Origin of the sequence: Moorena sp. SIO4E2 (genome assembly GCF_010671945.1) — a bacterium.
Classification (GTDB): Bacteria; Cyanobacteriota; Cyanobacteriia; order Cyanobacteriales; family Coleofasciculaceae; genus Moorena; species Moorena producens.
On sequence record NZ_JAAHIE010000118.1, the window covers coordinates 1 to 16,243 of the forward strand.

At 43.6% G+C, this 16,243-nt stretch carries 8 protein-coding genes; 2 read left to right on the forward strand and 6 right to left on the reverse strand.

Features of this window, described 5'->3' with window-relative positions; translation table 11 throughout:
• A partial coding sequence (locus F6K37_RS14790; protein ID WP_287250965.1) for a PAS domain S-box protein occupies nucleotides 1-4,813 on the forward strand: 4,813 nt, incomplete at its 5' end.
• 169 nt (nucleotides 4,814-4,982) lie between these two features.
• The gene (locus F6K37_RS14795; RefSeq protein ID WP_008180677.1) at nucleotides 4,983-6,056 is read left to right on the forward strand and encodes an ATP-binding response regulator; all 1,074 of its coding nucleotides are present in this window, start codon (nucleotides 4,983-4,985) and stop codon (nucleotides 6,054-6,056) included.
• 155 nt (nucleotides 6,057-6,211) lie between these two features.
• On the opposite strand, the gene F6K37_RS14800 is transcribed toward F6K37_RS14795, so the two are convergent.
• The 6 genes from F6K37_RS14800 to F6K37_RS14825 all read right to left on the reverse strand — a co-directional run bounded on the left by F6K37_RS14800 (nucleotide 6,212) and on the right by F6K37_RS14825 (nucleotide 15,449).
• Nucleotides 6,212-8,830 carry a M1 family metallopeptidase gene (locus tag F6K37_RS14800; RefSeq protein ID WP_008180678.1) on the reverse strand — a complete coding sequence of 873 codons (2,619 nt, stop codon included), beginning with the start codon at nucleotides 8,828-8,830 and terminating at the stop codon, nucleotides 6,212-6,214.
• Nucleotides 8,831-9,089: 259 nt separating this feature from the next.
• Nucleotides 9,090-9,872: an MlaE family lipid ABC transporter permease subunit gene (locus tag F6K37_RS14805; protein ID WP_044492430.1), complete on the reverse strand. Its 783-nt coding sequence runs from the start codon at nucleotides 9,870-9,872 to the stop codon at nucleotides 9,090-9,092.
• A gap of 7 nt (nucleotides 9,873-9,879) precedes the next feature.
• A complete protein-coding gene (locus F6K37_RS14810; RefSeq protein WP_008180681.1) occupies nucleotides 9,880-12,939 on the reverse strand; it encodes a methyl-accepting chemotaxis protein in 3,060 nt (1,019 codons plus the stop codon).
• An 85-nt stretch (nucleotides 12,940-13,024) separates the two neighbouring features.
• Nucleotides 13,025-13,555, reverse strand: a complete 531-nt coding sequence (locus F6K37_RS14815) for a chemotaxis protein CheW (protein ID WP_008180683.1) — start codon at nucleotides 13,553-13,555, stop codon at nucleotides 13,025-13,027.
• Between the two features lie 21 nt (nucleotides 13,556-13,576).
• Nucleotides 13,577-13,942, reverse strand: coding sequence for a response regulator transcription factor (locus F6K37_RS14820; RefSeq protein WP_008180685.1), 366 nt, complete (start codon nucleotides 13,940-13,942; stop codon nucleotides 13,577-13,579).
• 298 nt (nucleotides 13,943-14,240) lie between these two features.
• Nucleotides 14,241-15,449, reverse strand: coding sequence for a response regulator (locus tag F6K37_RS14825; protein ID WP_008180687.1), 1,209 nt, complete (start codon nucleotides 15,447-15,449; stop codon nucleotides 14,241-14,243).
• Nucleotides 15,450-16,243 lie beyond the last annotated feature (794 nt).

A 16,243-nucleotide genomic window follows, 5' to 3' on the forward strand; every position in this document is an offset into this window, starting at 1 on the left:
TCCTCAGTTACCGAATGGTTTTGTTGAACAAGACGCCCTAATTCGTTACACACTCACTCCAGTCAAGAACCCAGAGACTGGAAATATAGTAGCTGTCTTGGTGTCTGGTGATTTGGTCAATGGCAAATTGCCCATAGTTAACAACACCCTGCAGGGGGTTGACAAAGGCTATAGTGCAATCTATTATCGCCAGAGTTCGGGGGAATTTAACTTAGCCACTGCTACTTTGGATAACAGTGATGTTAAAGATTTAGATCAAGGGGAATATAGTTTAGATTTAGTAGACGGGTCCCTGTTGGAGAAAGCAGTTGCCCAAACATCAGAGGTAGTTTACACACGGCAAACCTTGGGTAAACAATCTTACACTATAGTCGCTAAAGCTCTAACTAATTTTGATAGTGAAGCCACAGTAGTGTTAGTCAGAGGAACTACTGAATCCTCCTTCAATCAATTCCTTAGAGATAATTTAGAACTTGAGCTGAGCGTCCTTGCTATAGCCTTAATCGCAGATATATTTTTGGCTATCTTGCTTGGAAGATCAATTGCTAAACCGGTCAAACAGCTACAAAAAACTACCCAAGAATTTGCTGCTGGCAATTTGGAAGCACGAGTCAAGGTATGGACGAAAGATGAAGTAGGGAAACTTAGTATCAATTTCAATCGTATGGCTGACAGTCTGTTGGCTGCTTTCAAGCAAAGGGAACGTTATGCAGCTGAGCAATCACGACTAAACACTCAATTGCAGCAAGAGATTGCAGAACGTCTCCTGACTGTGGAAACACTAAAGCTGATCGAGTTTTCTCTGGATCGGGTAGGGGATGCAGTTTTTTTATCAAAACAGGATGGCCGATTTTGTTATGTCAATGAAGCTGCTTGTAATTTCCTTGGCTACTGCCGTGAAGAACTACTGAAGTTGCACGTTTCTGATATCGATCCCTTACTGTCAAAAGATAACTGGTCGCGGTTTTGGGCAAACCTGAAACAGCGAGGTTATTTTAAGCAAGATTCAGTGTATCGCACTAAATACGGGCGGGAATTTCCTGTAGAAATTGGGCTTAATTATTTAAAGTTTAATTATCAAGAATATAACTGTGTTATTGCTCGCGATATTACCGAGCGTAAACAGGGAGAAAATTTACTGAAACGAACTAACTTTCTGTTAAAAGCCCAACAAGAGGCATCAATTGATGGTATATTAGTTATTGATGAAAACCAAAAAATTATATGGCATAATCGGCGTTTTGGTCAGATGTGGAATATCCCAGAGGAGATTCTCAACTCTTCTGGTGACGACCAAAAACTTTTGAAAAGTGTGCTATCTAAGCTAAATAAACCTAAAGAATTTATCCACAGGCTGAAGTATCTGTGTGAACATCCCAGCGAAGTAAGTCGTGATGAAATTTACTTGAATGATGGTCGGATTTTTGACCGTTACTCTGGCTCTGTGGTGTCTGAAGCTAGTGATTACTATACTAGAATCTGGTATTTCCGAGATATCACCCAGAGAAAGCAAGTAGAAGCCCAAGTTACTCAGCTCAATCAAGAGTTGAGTAATCATGCCTTGGAACTAGAAGTAGCTAACACAGAACTGGCAGCAACCAAAGACTTTATCACGAACATAATTAATGCAGTATCCGATCCAATTTTTGTAAAAGATAAACATTATAAATGGAAATTTTTTAATGATAGCTTTTGTGAGTTTATCGGATATTCTAGAGAGCAACTATTAGGTCATTCAGATTCGGAATTTTTCGTATCAGAAGAAGCTGAGGTTTTCCGAAAAACCGATCAACTCGTCATGAAGAATGGTGTCGTTAATGAAAATGAAGAATACTTTACTGATGCTAACGGTATCCTTCATTTCATTTCTACCAAGAAAACTCGTTTCTTCGATTCCAAAAATAATCCCTATATTGTGGGGGTTATTCGAGACTTGACTCATCGGAAGCAACTTGAAGACCGACTGGCGAAACTTAATGAATGCTTTCTTGACTTTGGTAGCAATCCCGACAAAAATATTAATCATCTGGTAGCCGTTTGTGGGCAATTACTCAATGCTAGTTTCGCTCTCTATAATTGCCTGGAATACAATCAACTGGTGACATTAGGACAGTGGCAAGTCCCGCCAGATTACCCGACTATGGATAGCGCAAAAGGACGTATTTGCTACGACGTGATCCGACAAGGAACTGATGAGTCAGTGGTCAAGCAGGATCTCCAGAATACAGCTTATGCTCAAACTGATCCCAACATTACGGCTTATAATCTGTGTACTTACATCGGTATTGCGGTCAAATGGAACAAAAAGGTAATGGGTTCCCTTTGTGTTTTGTATCAGCAGCAGGTAGAACCAAGTACAGAAGACAAACAACTGCTTAACCTGATTGCCAGCGCTATTGGTGTAGAAGAACAACGAAAACAGGCTCAGCAGGAACTTCAGGATAGTAAAGAGCGATTTGCTTTAGCTGTAGAAGGAGTAAACGACGGGATTTGGGATTGCAATCTCCAAACCGGTGAAATGTATTTATTCCCTCGTTGGAAGAGTATGTTGGGGTATAAAGATGATGAAATTACCAATACGTTTGAATCCTGGACACAGATTATTCACCCAGACGACTTAGAGCAAACCTTACTCAGTTTTAATAATTACCTAGAGGGCAATTTTTTTCAGTATCAAGAAGAGTTCCGTGCTTTACACAAAGATGGCTCCTACCGTTGGCTGCTGACTCGTGGAGCGGCGCTGTGGGATAAAACAGGTAAGCCTTATCGCATAGCAGGTTCTCACACCGATATTTCAGAGCGTAAAAAAGCAGAAGAAGCTCTCAAAAGTCAGTTAACAGCTCTAGAAGCAGCTACTGATGGCATAGCATTAGTTAATCCAGCAGGTGAATACTTTTACCTCAATCAGACTCACCTGGAATTGTTTGGCTACACTCAACCGAATGAACTGGTGGGTCGGCAATGGCATATAATTTATCCACCAGAAGAAATTGAGCGTATTGAGAAGTCAGTTTTTCCCCAATTGTTTAAAACAGGAAAATGGAGTGGAGAAGCCACGGCTGTGCGCAAGGATGGTAGCACATTTGCTGAGGAATTTTCTCTAACGTTACTTGAGGATGGTGGTTTAATCCGTGTCTGTCGAGATATTACACAGCGCAAACAGGCTGAAGAGCAGATGCAGCAAAATCATCAAAGACTGGCTATGGCTAATGCCCAGTTAGAACGGGCTACTCGTCTCAAAGATGAGTTTCTTGCTAGCATGAGTCATGAATTACGTACTCCCCTCAACGCTATTCTTGGTTTATCAGAAGCTTTGCAAGAGGAAGTGTATGGTTCGATTACAGATAGGCAGCGTAAGTCTCTCAGTACAATTCAGGGCAGTGGTCAACATTTGCTAGAACTAATCAATGATCTGCTTGACCTTGCCAAAATTGAATCTGGAAAGATGGAACTCCACATCTGTGCTGTTTCCCTCCAAAAACTCTGCAATTCCAGCTTAATGTTTGTTAGAAACCAAGCCCATCACAAAAATATTAAGCTGACTTCTCAGGTAACTGAGAAACTATGGGAAATAGAAGTGGATGAGCGACGTATCCGACAAGTCCTGATCAATTTGCTCAGCAATGCTGTGAAGTTTACCCCAACCGGAGGAAGCGTTATTTTAAAAGCTGAGGAAGACTTATTAAGAAATACTATTTGTTTTAGTGTCATGGATACTGGTATTGGCATTGCTAAAGAAAATATGCCTAAGCTATTCCAATCCTTCGTCCAAATTGACAGCCGTCTGTCCCGTCGCTACGCCGGTACAGGTTTGGGTTTGGCTTTGGTGCAACGAACCATAGAAATTCACGGGGGTAGGGTAGATGTCGAGAGTGAAGTGGGTCAAGGTAGTTGCTTCAGAGTAACTCTGCCGATTAAACAAAGCGGTGAGCCAAACGGAGAATACCAGAGTGATTTGGGAGACCTAAGCCAATTTACTCAATCCGCCATCTCCAATCCCCAAGTGCTGATCATCGAAGACTCTATTACTGCAGCTGAAGTCATTTCTCGCTATATCAGGGAAATAGGGCTACAAACCTTGACTTACCCTGAAGGAGAAGGAGCACTCGAGCAGGTTATACAGGTCAACCCAGGGGTGATTATTCTAGATTTGCAATTGCCGAAGGTGTCTGGCTGGAAGGTTTTGGCTCAGCTAAAAGCTCATCCCCAAACCCAACACATCCCAGTGATGATTCTTTCTGTAGTGGATGAGCGATCGCAAGCGTTGGAGATGGGTGCTTCTGAATATCTGGTTAAACCAGTCTCCCGCCAACTGTTGCGCTCAACAATTAGCAAAATTTTGGGTCGTTTAGAAACACCAGAGTCAGTCAACCATGCTGAAACTGCTCTGGTGGTTATGCCTCAAACAGCTCCAGAGTCACCGTTAATCTTAATTGCAGAGGATAATGAAACTAACATTAAGACGATTTGGGATTACTTGCTCAGCAAAGGCTATCGGTTGATATTAGCCAAGAATGGCTGGGAAGCGATTAGCCAGGCTAAAGAGTACCACCCACAGCTGATTATGATGGATATTCAGATGCCAGATATGGACGGTATTGAAGCGATTAAGCGAATTCGAGACAATCAGAAGACTAGAGAAATTCCGATTATTGCCGTAACAGCACTGGCGATGCCAGGGGATAAGGAGAAATGTCTAGGAGCTGGCGCGGACGAATACATCTCTAAACCAGTGAGTCTGAAAAACTTGGTCAGTACTATTCAACAGTATGTTCATGTAGAGGTTAAGGATTTGCAATTAGTTAGTAATTAGTTATTCGTGATTAGCGTGATTAGTCATTATTTATCAGTCCCAAGTAGGTTTAAACATACTAATCAATCGTATATAAATTAATGGTATAATAATTTATATTAGCCAAAATAAATCCCAGATATCTATATTTAATATGGTGAACTATTCAAGCGCATAAAGGGTGTTATTGATGGATAGTCAAAACTCTATACTAGTAGTTGATGATGAACCCTGTGGGTTTGATGTCATTGAGGCTCTGCTATTCAAGGAAGGTTACAACTTGAGCTATGCCTCTTGTGGTCAAGAGGCATTAAACGGTCTAGAAAAAATTCAACCGGACGTAATCTTATTGGACGTAATGATGCCAGAACTTGATGGTATAGAGGTTTGCCATCGGATTAAGTCTCACCCAAAGTGGCACCATATCCCGATTATTATCGTAACGGCTCTCAATTCTAAGGAAGATCTTGCCCGATGCCTGGATGCAGGAGCCGATGATTTCCTAGGTAAACCTGTTAGTGGAATCGAACTGCGATCTAGAGTGCGTTCGATGTTGCGGATTAAAAAACAACATGATGAACTAGCTGCTACTCTACAGCTGAGGGAAGATATGTCTCATATGATCGTGCATGATTTGAGACATCCTTTGGCTAATATTATCATATCTTGTGAGATTTTGCAGCAAACTGAACTCAAAGAAAAACAGCAAAGAAAGACTGAACAAATCTTGAAATCAGCTCTCCAGCTGCGCTCAATGACGGATAACTTATTGATGATGGCGAAGTTACAATCGGGAAAACTTACCCTTCATCGAGACTTGGTGGATTTCAATGCACTCGAACAAGAGGTAGTCTTAGATTTCCAAGCCATTGCTCACGAGAAAAACATTCAGCTAGTTAGCGATATACCAGAATCCAGTAATACTCTTTTAATTGATGCTAATTTAATCCGGCGTGTCTTAGATAACTTGCTCTCAAATGCCATCAAATTTTCTCCTTCACAAAGTAAAATTATACTGCAAGTAGATTATCCAGTATATCCCGAACCCCAAGCTATAATTCGCATTGCTGATTCTGGACCTGGGATTAATGAAGAATTGCGAAAACGTATTTTTGATAAGTACGATGTGGGAAATTTAATGACTGGAATTTATCAAACTGGTCTGGGATTAACGTTCTGTAAAATGGCAGTTGAAGCCCATGGTGGTAGAATATTTGTAGAAAATAATCAACCATCAGGGTCAGTGTTTACTGTAGAAATTTAAGTAGAAATTGTAAGCATTCAGCGGTCAGCGGTCAGCCGTCAGCCTTGGCCTTTGGCTGAGAGCTGAGAGCTGAGAGCTGAGAGCTGAGAGCTGAGAGCTGAGAGCTGAGAGCTGAATGCTTACGAAATTTAATTAGAAGCTGTAAAAGAAAGACTTCATGCTTGATTAGATTTGGCTTCCAAGTTTTCCAGGCGGCTTTTGAGTTCCTGATTATCTTTTTTAAGTTTGTCAAGTTCGTCCCGTAGCTGTTTAATGGCTTTGTCAGAGCCAATGGTTTTCTGGACTTTCTGAATGGCTTCTTCTGCAATGCGACGAATTCGCCCATCAGGAGTATGCTCTAAAAGCGATCGCAAAATATCCATGGCTTTCGGAGTTTCCATTTTTCCTAGGGCACCAACTATGGTCACTTGAGTCAAATAGAAGGTTTCACGGGACAGTTCTTCTAATTGCTCCAGGATCGACTCTATTTTATTGGGAGTCTGACCTGTAGAAATCTCTCCTAAAGCTCGAATCGCTGTTATACGAAGGGGTTGAGGTATGCCAGGAGTGGTATATTCTAAAATTACGTCTAAGGCAATAGGTGAAGATTTAATTTGACTTAAGCCACCAATGGCACCGCTACGTACTACTTCATTCCAACCACTCCGTTCTTGAAGTACTTTTGTGAGCAATTGGATTACTTCATCTTCTCTATCCTTAAGGCTTGCCGAAACCATTCCCCCAAGTGACCTGGCTGCTGAAGCTTCTACGTAGTAGCTGGCATCCCCTTTTTCTAGTAATTGCTTGAGAGCATTGTAGCTTTCTGGAGTCTTCACGTCACCCAAGGCTTGGACAACGGCACGACGCACACGGGGATTTTGAGCGGACAAGCCAGCAATTAAGGCGGCTTCAGCTTGATCTAGTTTTACCTTAGCTAATTGTTTGGCTATTTCTAAACGAACACCCCAGAATGAGTCACTAGTAAGGGCATCAGACAATGCTTGTACTGCTTCTAATCCTCCCTTTTTCGCCAAGGCTTTCCCTGCATAGATACGGGAGATGGGGTCTGGGTCAAATTTCAGCTGGGCTTTGAGTTCGGCTATTGGGTATTCTAGGGAAACGGTTTTCAGGTAATTATTCCCGTGGTCGAAGCTAATTAAGTTAGGTTTTTTCGCCAGTGGGAAATAGAAACTTTGTTCCCGTTCATGAACCCTGACCGTAAATTTCTGTAGACAGGTTTCATTAGAGGTTTTCACAGGAGAATCGTCTTCGAGCTGGGTGTAACCAAAGGCAATCGGGATTTTCAGGTCAAATAGCTCACTATCGCTACCCGTTTTACTATCTTTTGCCTGAGTTTGGGTTACTGTCAGTTTAGCCAACTGGCTATCCCCATCCCAGGAATAGGCAACTTTGTAATCAGGATGACCCCCCCGGAAGACGTACTGGTCAAATAGGAATAACAGATTACGACCGGTAGCTTTTTCAATCGCCCTTAGCAGGTCAATGGTTTCTACGGTTTTGTGAGCATTATCTTGAACAAAGGTTTGGATTGCTTTCCAGAACAAGTCTTCCCCTAACTCTGCCCGAATCATATGATAGACGCAAGCACCTTTTTCATAAAGGTGCCTATCGTAGAGTTCAATAGCTTCTCGATAGACATGGGTAACCATGGGGCGGCGGTAACGGGAACTATCTTCTGATATATAACTGCGTGCTTCATTGAGTAGGTAGTAGGCAGCATCATCTTTACCATACTCATTTTCGGTCCAAAACACTTCTGTGTAGGATGCCATGCCTTCCTTAATCCAGGCATGGGACCAGTGTTTAATCACCACTAAGTCCCCAAACCACTGATGAGCAAGTTCGTGAACCACAAGGCTTTCAGTCCGTTGGTTATCGATAGCTGCTCGTTCATCGACCAAGCAACGGTCTGTTAACAGAGTGGTGGAGGTGTTTTCCATACCACCAAAGATGAAGTCATCTACACAGACTTGGGCGTATTTCGGATAGGGGTAGGGATAGGCAAAGGTTTCACTCAAGAACTCTATCATTCCAGGAGTTTTGCCCATGCTGCGGCGAGCATCCTCCTCTCGCCCCTTCTCCACGTAGTAGTTTACTGGTTTGCCCTGCCATTCATCCCGAATTTCCGCAAAGTCCCCTACGGCTAGAGTCATCAGGTAAGTGGGATGAACTTCTTGCTGCCGCCAGTGGTATATCGTTTCATTGCCGTCTTCTTCTGTAGCAATTAGTTCCCCGTTGGAGATAGCAATCAGGGGTTTTGGCAATCTAACGCGGATTTCGGAGGTAGCAAGTTGACCAGGATAATCGAAACAAGGGAACCAGAAGCGAGAGTCTTCATCTTCTCCTTGGGTCCAAACTTGGGTAGGTTTGTTGGGGTAGTGCTGGTTTGGATGAATGAAGTAAATACCCCGCTGGGGGTTGTCTACACTGTATGCGATCGCAATCTTAATCGCTTTTCCAACAACAGCGGGGTTAAGTAGGTGGATCTGTAGTTGTTCCCCGTCATAGTCAAAGGGCTGGGGGATTTGGTCAACCTGCACTGAGGCGATAGTCAAGTTGACCGCATCAAGTACTAGCTGTTTAATGCCATTGCGTATTGGTTTGAGGGTGATGGTGCAGGTACCGCTAACCCTTTGGAGGGGGATATCCAGAGTTAAATCCAGGAAAATATGCTCCACTTGTCCTGGGCGGTCAGGATTGTATTGGGGTCTAGCACCAGGTAATTCAAACGACTTGTGAGTTTTGCTTTCGGTATCAAAATACGACTGGGACATTAGTGAAGTTGTAAAACTGAACAGTGTGGACAATAGGGTTAAGTGGAGCTCTTGGAAGTTTCCGAAAGGAAAAGGAATCGACCGCTACACAAAGTGCGATTGATCTATTCTAAATTAACTGATCTGTCGATTAATCCTGATCAGGTCAGGTTTTAGGGAATTTTGAACAGCTACAGACCTTGAGGGAAGATTACTGGTTTGTGAGTGTCTGTTAACGGATTGCTTTTGGGCAATTAACAATGAACGATCAACAAGCTATTCAGCTGATCACCGCACTACCCATCCCTTGGAACATCAACCATGATAATAAAAAGTTGCTAATAAAAATTGCTAGCAAAGCAGTAACCACAGCAGTGGTGGTAGATTGACCCACACCCTTAGCCCCTCCTGTAGTGGTTAACCCCCAGCTACAACCAATCACAGCAATCAACAGCCCAAACACTAAAGATTTAATAGCAGCAGAGAACAAGTCCCAAATTCCTAGGAAGTTACGAGCGGAATCAAGAAACACAGACTGGGGAATACCATAAAGATTTTGAGCCAGTACCACTCCTCCTACCATACCAGTCACAATTGCGAGAATGGTCAACACTGGCAGCATCAGACAACAAGCAATAACCCGAGGAATCACTAAGTAATCAATCGGGTCAGTCTTGAGCATATACAAAGCATCAATTTGCTCTGAAACGCGCATCGTACCAATTTCTGCAGCAAATGCCGAACCAACTCGTCCTGCCAAAACCACAGCAGTCAACACCGGAGCCAATTCCCTAGCCAAAGCTAGAGCCAAGACTCCCCCAATGGCATTCGTGGCACCAAAATTAATGAACTCTCGTGTTACCTGAATGGTAAACACCATACCGATTACAGTAGCAGTGAGCAAAGCAATTATCAGAGACTCTGGTCCAACGGTTACCATTTGCTCGATAGTATTGCGGCGGTGAATCTTCCCAGTCAGTAGATGAAGTATCACTTGCCCAGCTAAGAAAATCGCCGCCAGTAAACGCTGACTCCATAACCCGAGGCTGGTAGTTTTAGCCATTAGTCGATCATTTCCCATCATTCGCTTCCACACGGAAACGCTCAACAAATGTCCGCAACTCTCCCGCCACACCCACCAAGTTTTGCAAAGCTCCAGAAACCCTTTGGGCTTCTTGGGAGGTTTCTTGAGCAGTTAACTCAACGGATTGCATCACTTGGGCAACAGCACGGGATGTTTCAGTTTGCTCGATAGTATCCGCAGTGATGGCACGTACTAAAGCATCGATCCGGTTTGCCACTTGCACAATATCTTCTAGCGATCGCTTGGCTTGTTCTGCTCGTTTAGTACCTTCAATCACCTGTTGGGTGCCTTCTTCCATAGCTGTCATAACTGAACCGGTTTCACTCTGGATTTGCAAGACAATATGTTCAATATCCTTGAGTGCCTTGGCTGACTTATCAGCGAGCTGTCGTACCTCATCCGCAACAACAGCAAAGCCTCGACCAGCTTCTCCAGCTCTTGCCGCCTCAATACTAGCATTGAGTGCTAACAAATTCGTTCGGGAGGCAATGGTAGAAATCGATGTAACAATTTTAGAAATTTCCTGGGAAGATTCTGCCAAACGCTTGACTTTACGAGTCGTTTCTGCTACAGTCTCACGAATTTGCAAAATTCCTGCCACAGTGCGCTCCACAGCCTCACCACCTTTGAGAGCAGTAGCCGAGGCTGAGCGGGCAACTTCCTCAGCTTCTCTTGCACTCTCTGCCACCCGCTGAATAGCATCGGTCATCACCTGTACAGAGTTCAGGGTCACCGCCAGTTCCTCAGCTTGCCGTAAAGCATCAGAAGACAAGCTACGGGCAAAGGACTCACTATCGGTGGAACATTTGGTCACCTGACGGACTGCCTGCTTGACTTGTTGTACAATTTCCCGTAGGTTTTGAATGGTCAGGTTGAAGGAATCAGCAACTGCCCCCAACACATCCGCAGTTACCTCTGCTTGTACCGTTAAATCCCCCCGTGCTGCCCCTTCCACATCATCAAGCAATCGAATTACCTGGCGTTGGAGGTCTTCTTTTGCCTGTTCTTGCTCTTCTGCCTTTCGTTGTGCTTCCGTCATCGTTGTCAAGATGACTCTAGCCATTTGGTTGAAACTATGGGCTAACTGACCCAATTCGTCCTGGGAATAGATCGTAGCATGGGCATTGAGATTACCCTGAGAGACTCCTTCAAACTGGGTTTTCAGGTTTTCGGTACTACGTCTAATCTGCCTAGCTGTAATATTTCCCACAGCCAGAGTAGTACCAAAACTGGCAACACCAGCGGCTAGGGTCATCATAATACTAGTATTTCGCACGTGGTTTTTGAAGGATGGATTATCTCTAACCATGTATTGTGCTCCAGCACTCACCCCCGCTACCACCACCATTGAGACCGCGCCAGTAATCAAGGCAGTCATCCAATTCTTCTGGTTGACAGGAGCGTTTTCTATGGGAGCTAGTCGACCTTGGTCAATACTAACAACCAGCTCTTTGTCAATGTCTTTAGTGGGATTATAAATAGGGATTGGCTCGGTGGCACTACTAAGGCTAAATAGCTCCTCATTCCCAGTGGCTGACGGATAATCATGACTGGGTACAGCACTAACACCACTGGTGTTCATCTCCATTGACCCAGTACTTCCCAGTGTTGAGCCAGTAGTGCTTAATACATCAAAATCACTATTGTCATCACTCTCATTGGACAGTGGTTGCTGATCATCAACAGAGAAATCAGGGATTGAATCTAAATCATCATCAAATAGGTCAAACTCATCTAAAAAACCCTCTTTTACCCCTTGATGTGCTTCAATTCCTGACAAGATTTCCTCTTCTGATTCCGTTACATCATCCATTGTCCAAGAATCATCATCAAAGGATTCCAAATTAATTTGGTCTGGGCTTGGAGAGTTTAACCCATTGTGTTCATAAGCTGAGTCCAAAAGTTGCTCATCCGAGCCATAGTTTCCCGATAAATAGGGTTCAGTAGAGTCAGGAGCCTGATTGAGATATTCTAAGTCCTCTTGATTGTCAGCATAGGCTTGAGTATCCCCAGAAGTTGGTTTCTCTGTTTCCAAAGACTGCTCGGTCCTGGAATAATTTTCTTCGGTAGTCGGGGTAGGATCAGAACTTGGAGTCGGGGAAAAATTCCCCTCAAGCTCTGGTGAATTCATTAACAGGGTTGCGGCTTCAACAAAGGAATTCTTTGATTGCTCCTCGAGATCACTAAACTCGTAATCTGCCAGAGACTCTAATTCTTCTTCAGCCAGGACGTTAAACTCAACTGTGCTAGATTCACTAGTTAACTGTTCTGAACCATAAGAGAGCTCTTCGTCTAAATTCTCCTCAGGAGACACCATAAATGTTTGTAGACCCTCCTCTTGAGAGAGTTCAGGAAAGTGTCCTTCTGTGCCATTGTAACAAGTCTGACTACTGACAGCATTAACATCGAGTTCTAAATCAGAGCCAATTTCCCAACTCTCTAAATCCTCACTGTCTTCTTCTAAGTCACTGACCATACTAAAAGGGTCTAGATTATCAGCAGACTGTAACTCTATGGCTCCTTCATCACTATCACTAGTGGAATCTTGAAAAGACTCCTTAAAGGGTGAGGTGGATTCTGAAGCAAAATCATCAACCCCTGTGTTATCAAAACTTAAGCTTTCCGGGTCAAATTCACTGATATCATTAAAATCAGCGAAGTCTTGCCAATTTCCTTCTGTGGGTTCTGCACTCAACTCCTCAGTCTCATCTAGTTTCACCTGTGATGTATTGACATCATCAGGTGATAACCCAGGATCTTGATGACCATTTGTGGATTGCTGGGCGTACTCTAGACCGTTATTGGCATAATTAACAAAATCCGGCTCAGAGGTCAGATTGAGTACTGATTCATACTGTTGCCGAGCCAAATCGTACTGCTGTAGACCATAGCAGTAAATATGACCCCGCAGTAGCAGCGCACTGGGTTCATTGGGGAAATCCTCAATCAAACGATCAACGAGTGTTGCCGCTTCTTGGTATTTGCCCTGCATATAGGCTTTTTCGGCTTCCCCATACAGCTGGGGGTAATTTATACTGGATGCCATTTACCTCCTCCCGAAGCATTAAAAATTAATATTTAATAATAATTAATCCAACTAATTTTTAATGTTCAATTTTTAATAATTATTTTTAGGCTGCCCACCTTGCTGAGCGTATAATCGCCACATGATCAAGTAGTCGCAGAACCTGATTAGACTCAATGTCTAGCAACCACTCACCGCGTAAGAAAGGAGTCATACTATCGGCAACATTGGTAGGCATATGTAACTTTTCCACATCCAGCCAGTCTGTACAGACAATTTGTTGAACTGCCAACCCCAGCATAGTGTCTTGATCTTCAATAGCAATAACAGGGATTTCTATACGGTCTGTATTTAAAACCGTTTTATCCCCCAGAAACTGACCCAGATCTGAGACCCAAATTACCCGTCCACGTCGATTGAAGGTCCCCAACAATAAAGGGGAAGCATTAGGAATAGGAGTAATTTGTTCAGGGGAGGGGTCAATTACCTCTTTGATACCAGTAGCCGGCAGAGCAAATTCATCACCAGATGGCAGATAAAATCGCAGGTATAGTTCGCCTTCAGGACTTTCCAATTCCTGCAATTCTGGGGCTTGTTCAAGAGCCGAGTCAGTTACAAAGTCCGAATTAGCAACCATTCCCGTCAAATACCAATATATTTATCTTCTGAGTAGCTGTCTAACTGTTCCAATCAACTCCGTTGGCTGAAAAGGCTTCGCAATGTATGCATCTGCACCTTGCCTCATGCCCCAATAGCGGTCAAATTCTTCACCTTTTGAAGAACACATCACCACTGGCACATTCTGAGTTTTGGGGTCAGCCTTAAGACGCCGACAGACCTCATAGCCATTCATGCGTGGCATCACTATATCCAAGACAACTACATCTGGACAAGACTCTAAAATATGTTCTAAAGCCTCAACACCATCACTGGCAACATCCACCTTCAAACCACTACCTTTAAGGAGGTCTGAGATCATCTGCCGTTGAGCAAGGCTGTCTTCTACAACTAAAACTTTACTCATAACTCCTAGCTCGACCCTCGGGAAAGGTCGTGAAATTAAACCACAGCCCGATTTGGGTCTATAAATTAAATCATGATTACAGTATCCCTCATCTATCGGTGGTGATAGCAAGAAAGACTATATTTTTCTTGAATTTGTGGAAGCTCCTAGCTTGACCAGTGGGTTTAATTAGGATAGTGTTGGTTAATTAACTGATAGGTTAGACGCCTCTATTAATAACTCAAAGGCTGACAGAGCAATATTCTCCCCTTGATCTAATTCTTTGCTCAGGGCATTACTACCTTGGTATTGTTCTAGATCACCTCGACCAAATGTATTTCTCCAAAAGCATCAATAACTCATGATCTCCGAAGGGCTTGGTTAAGTAGTCAGTTGCACCTACCATTCGCGCTCTGACCCGATCAATAAAGCCATCTTTGCCTGTGAGCATGATGATGGGGGTTTGCCGAAATGCTGTGGATTGGCGTAACATGCCACAAAGCTCATAACCATCTAGGTCGGGCATTACTAGGTCACAGAGGATGAGATCGGGTTGGAGTTGGAAAACCTGACTCAGAGCCTTTAGGGGCTTCTGTATTGCTGTGACTTTATAACCTTTGGCTTCTAGGGTATATTCCACAGCTTTTCCAACTGCGAGATCATCATCAACACAGACAACAGATCGTGTAACTTTCTTGAACTCCCATTGCTCTTCAATGGCTGGCGTATCTGCTTCTTTGGGGGTCACCATTTGGATTGACCCCTGTTGTACATAGGGATGAATAGCCCGAGCTACGGTGATTAGGTCGCGATGGAGATAACGGGACAACTGGCGTAGAGAAGTTTTGCCATCTACCCAACTGCTTATGAGTCTAAAGGATTTTTCCGGCAGTGTAGCCTGTAACTGGTCATGGGCAGTAATCATTGGACACTGATGGGGAGATTGGATATGAGGGCACAATTGCTTCCACTCCTGCACCTGCTTCATCATCTCTCTGACCAATGGTTCTATTTCTAAGGTAGTAAGTTGCGGTGCTAATGCCGGACCAATTTCAAATACAAAGTAGCCATGGTGAAGGCTCAGCAAATCAAAAAGGGTTTCATTAACCATGCTTTGAATGATGCTTCGCCCTTGGTTTGGTGTGATCACATGCTTTTCTAACAAAGCCCAAAGGTAACCATACTCTAGAGCATTGGTAGCCGCAATCGACAGACTTTCCAATTTATCGAGAGCATCATTGGCTTTATAGCGGCGTAGATAATCATGCAGGCGCGTCAAGCTCCCATCGCTGTCAGCAGCATAGGCAATCTGGCCATTCAGGAAGAATACAAACCAATACGGACGCGGACTTGGTAGTTTTGGCTGCTGGTAAAGTCTAGCTGAGGTAAAACGATTGCTGCCACTATTGCTAGCCTTGCTACTAGGGTGAGGGCTGTATGCCTCGACTAAGAGTTCCCCGGTTCGCTGACCTAGCTCGATCAGTTGCAGGATGCTACGGATATCAATTTCACTCAAAGTTCCCTGCATTTAAAGACAATGTGCTCCTAACAACCTGTTGATGTATCTGAGATTATGACCTGTCATTGAGTTAAAGGATGCCCATACACTGGTACTGATCTATCTTTGCTCAAGAAATGGCTTAACTGTACACTGAAAATATCCCCAAAAATGAGTTGGTAAGGAATGACTTCTGTAAGCCAACTGGTCGAAGCTTACCATGGCTGGAGACAGCTAAGCATGAGCGAAGTACCTGATTAGCGGTAAGAGTGGGATTTTGACGGTTACTGGAAAATTAAGCTAAGATGTCTAAGGTTATAGGTTAGGACTTTAAACACCATTGGATAGCATATAAGCATATAAATTAAGTATATTTATTTGAAAAAAAATGAGCGACGCATTCCCCGGAGACGAAACCTTAGACAGGCTCGCCTTATTTCATATAACTTAAACTTATGACTCACAGGCTGTCGCGCCTATCGCTCAACTGTCTTACGGTAACTTCTTTCACCTCGTTCAGGTGGGGGTTAGGAGCTCCAAAATGTGATATAATCGCATCATCTTGAGCGGTACGGCAAAGGAGAGAAAAGATTCTGAGCAACCCTGAGGCACGACCTCTCTACGATTGGGAAAATTAACCTATAAATCCTTTGTAGTCGGTTCATAAACGTCAGACTCTCAGGTAAAAGCTTCATTGAAGTGCGGCTCGTTCCAGCTAAGAGCCTTATTACATAAGGGGTATGAGCTGGGGGAAAGAAGGACTAAAAAACCTTCAAACCTAACTGACTGTTTGGATGGCGGTGAAAACCCGACCCCTTCAGGAG

Bases quoted from the DNA above. Each gene is read 5' to 3' on its own strand.
- F6K37_RS14795 (WP_008180677.1), top strand. From the start codon at position 4,983: ATGGATAGTCAAAACTCTATACTAGTAGTTGATGATGAACCCTGTGGG.
- F6K37_RS14800 (WP_008180678.1), bottom strand. From the start codon at position 8,830: ATGTCCCAGTCGTATTTTGATACCGAAAGCAAAACTCACAAGTCGTTT.
- F6K37_RS14805 (WP_044492430.1), bottom strand. From the start codon at position 9,872: ATGGCTAAAACTACCAGCCTCGGGTTATGGAGTCAGCGTTTACTGGCG.
- F6K37_RS14810 (WP_008180681.1), bottom strand. From the start codon at position 12,939: ATGGCATCCAGTATAAATTACCCCCAGCTGTATGGGGAAGCCGAAAAA.
- F6K37_RS14815 (WP_008180683.1), bottom strand. From the start codon at position 13,555: ATGGTTGCTAATTCGGACTTTGTAACTGACTCGGCTCTTGAACAAGCC.
- F6K37_RS14820 (WP_008180685.1), bottom strand. From the start codon at position 13,942: ATGAGTAAAGTTTTAGTTGTAGAAGACAGCCTTGCTCAACGGCAGATG.
- F6K37_RS14825 (WP_008180687.1), bottom strand. From the start codon at position 15,449: ATGCAGGGAACTTTGAGTGAAATTGATATCCGTAGCATCCTGCAACTG.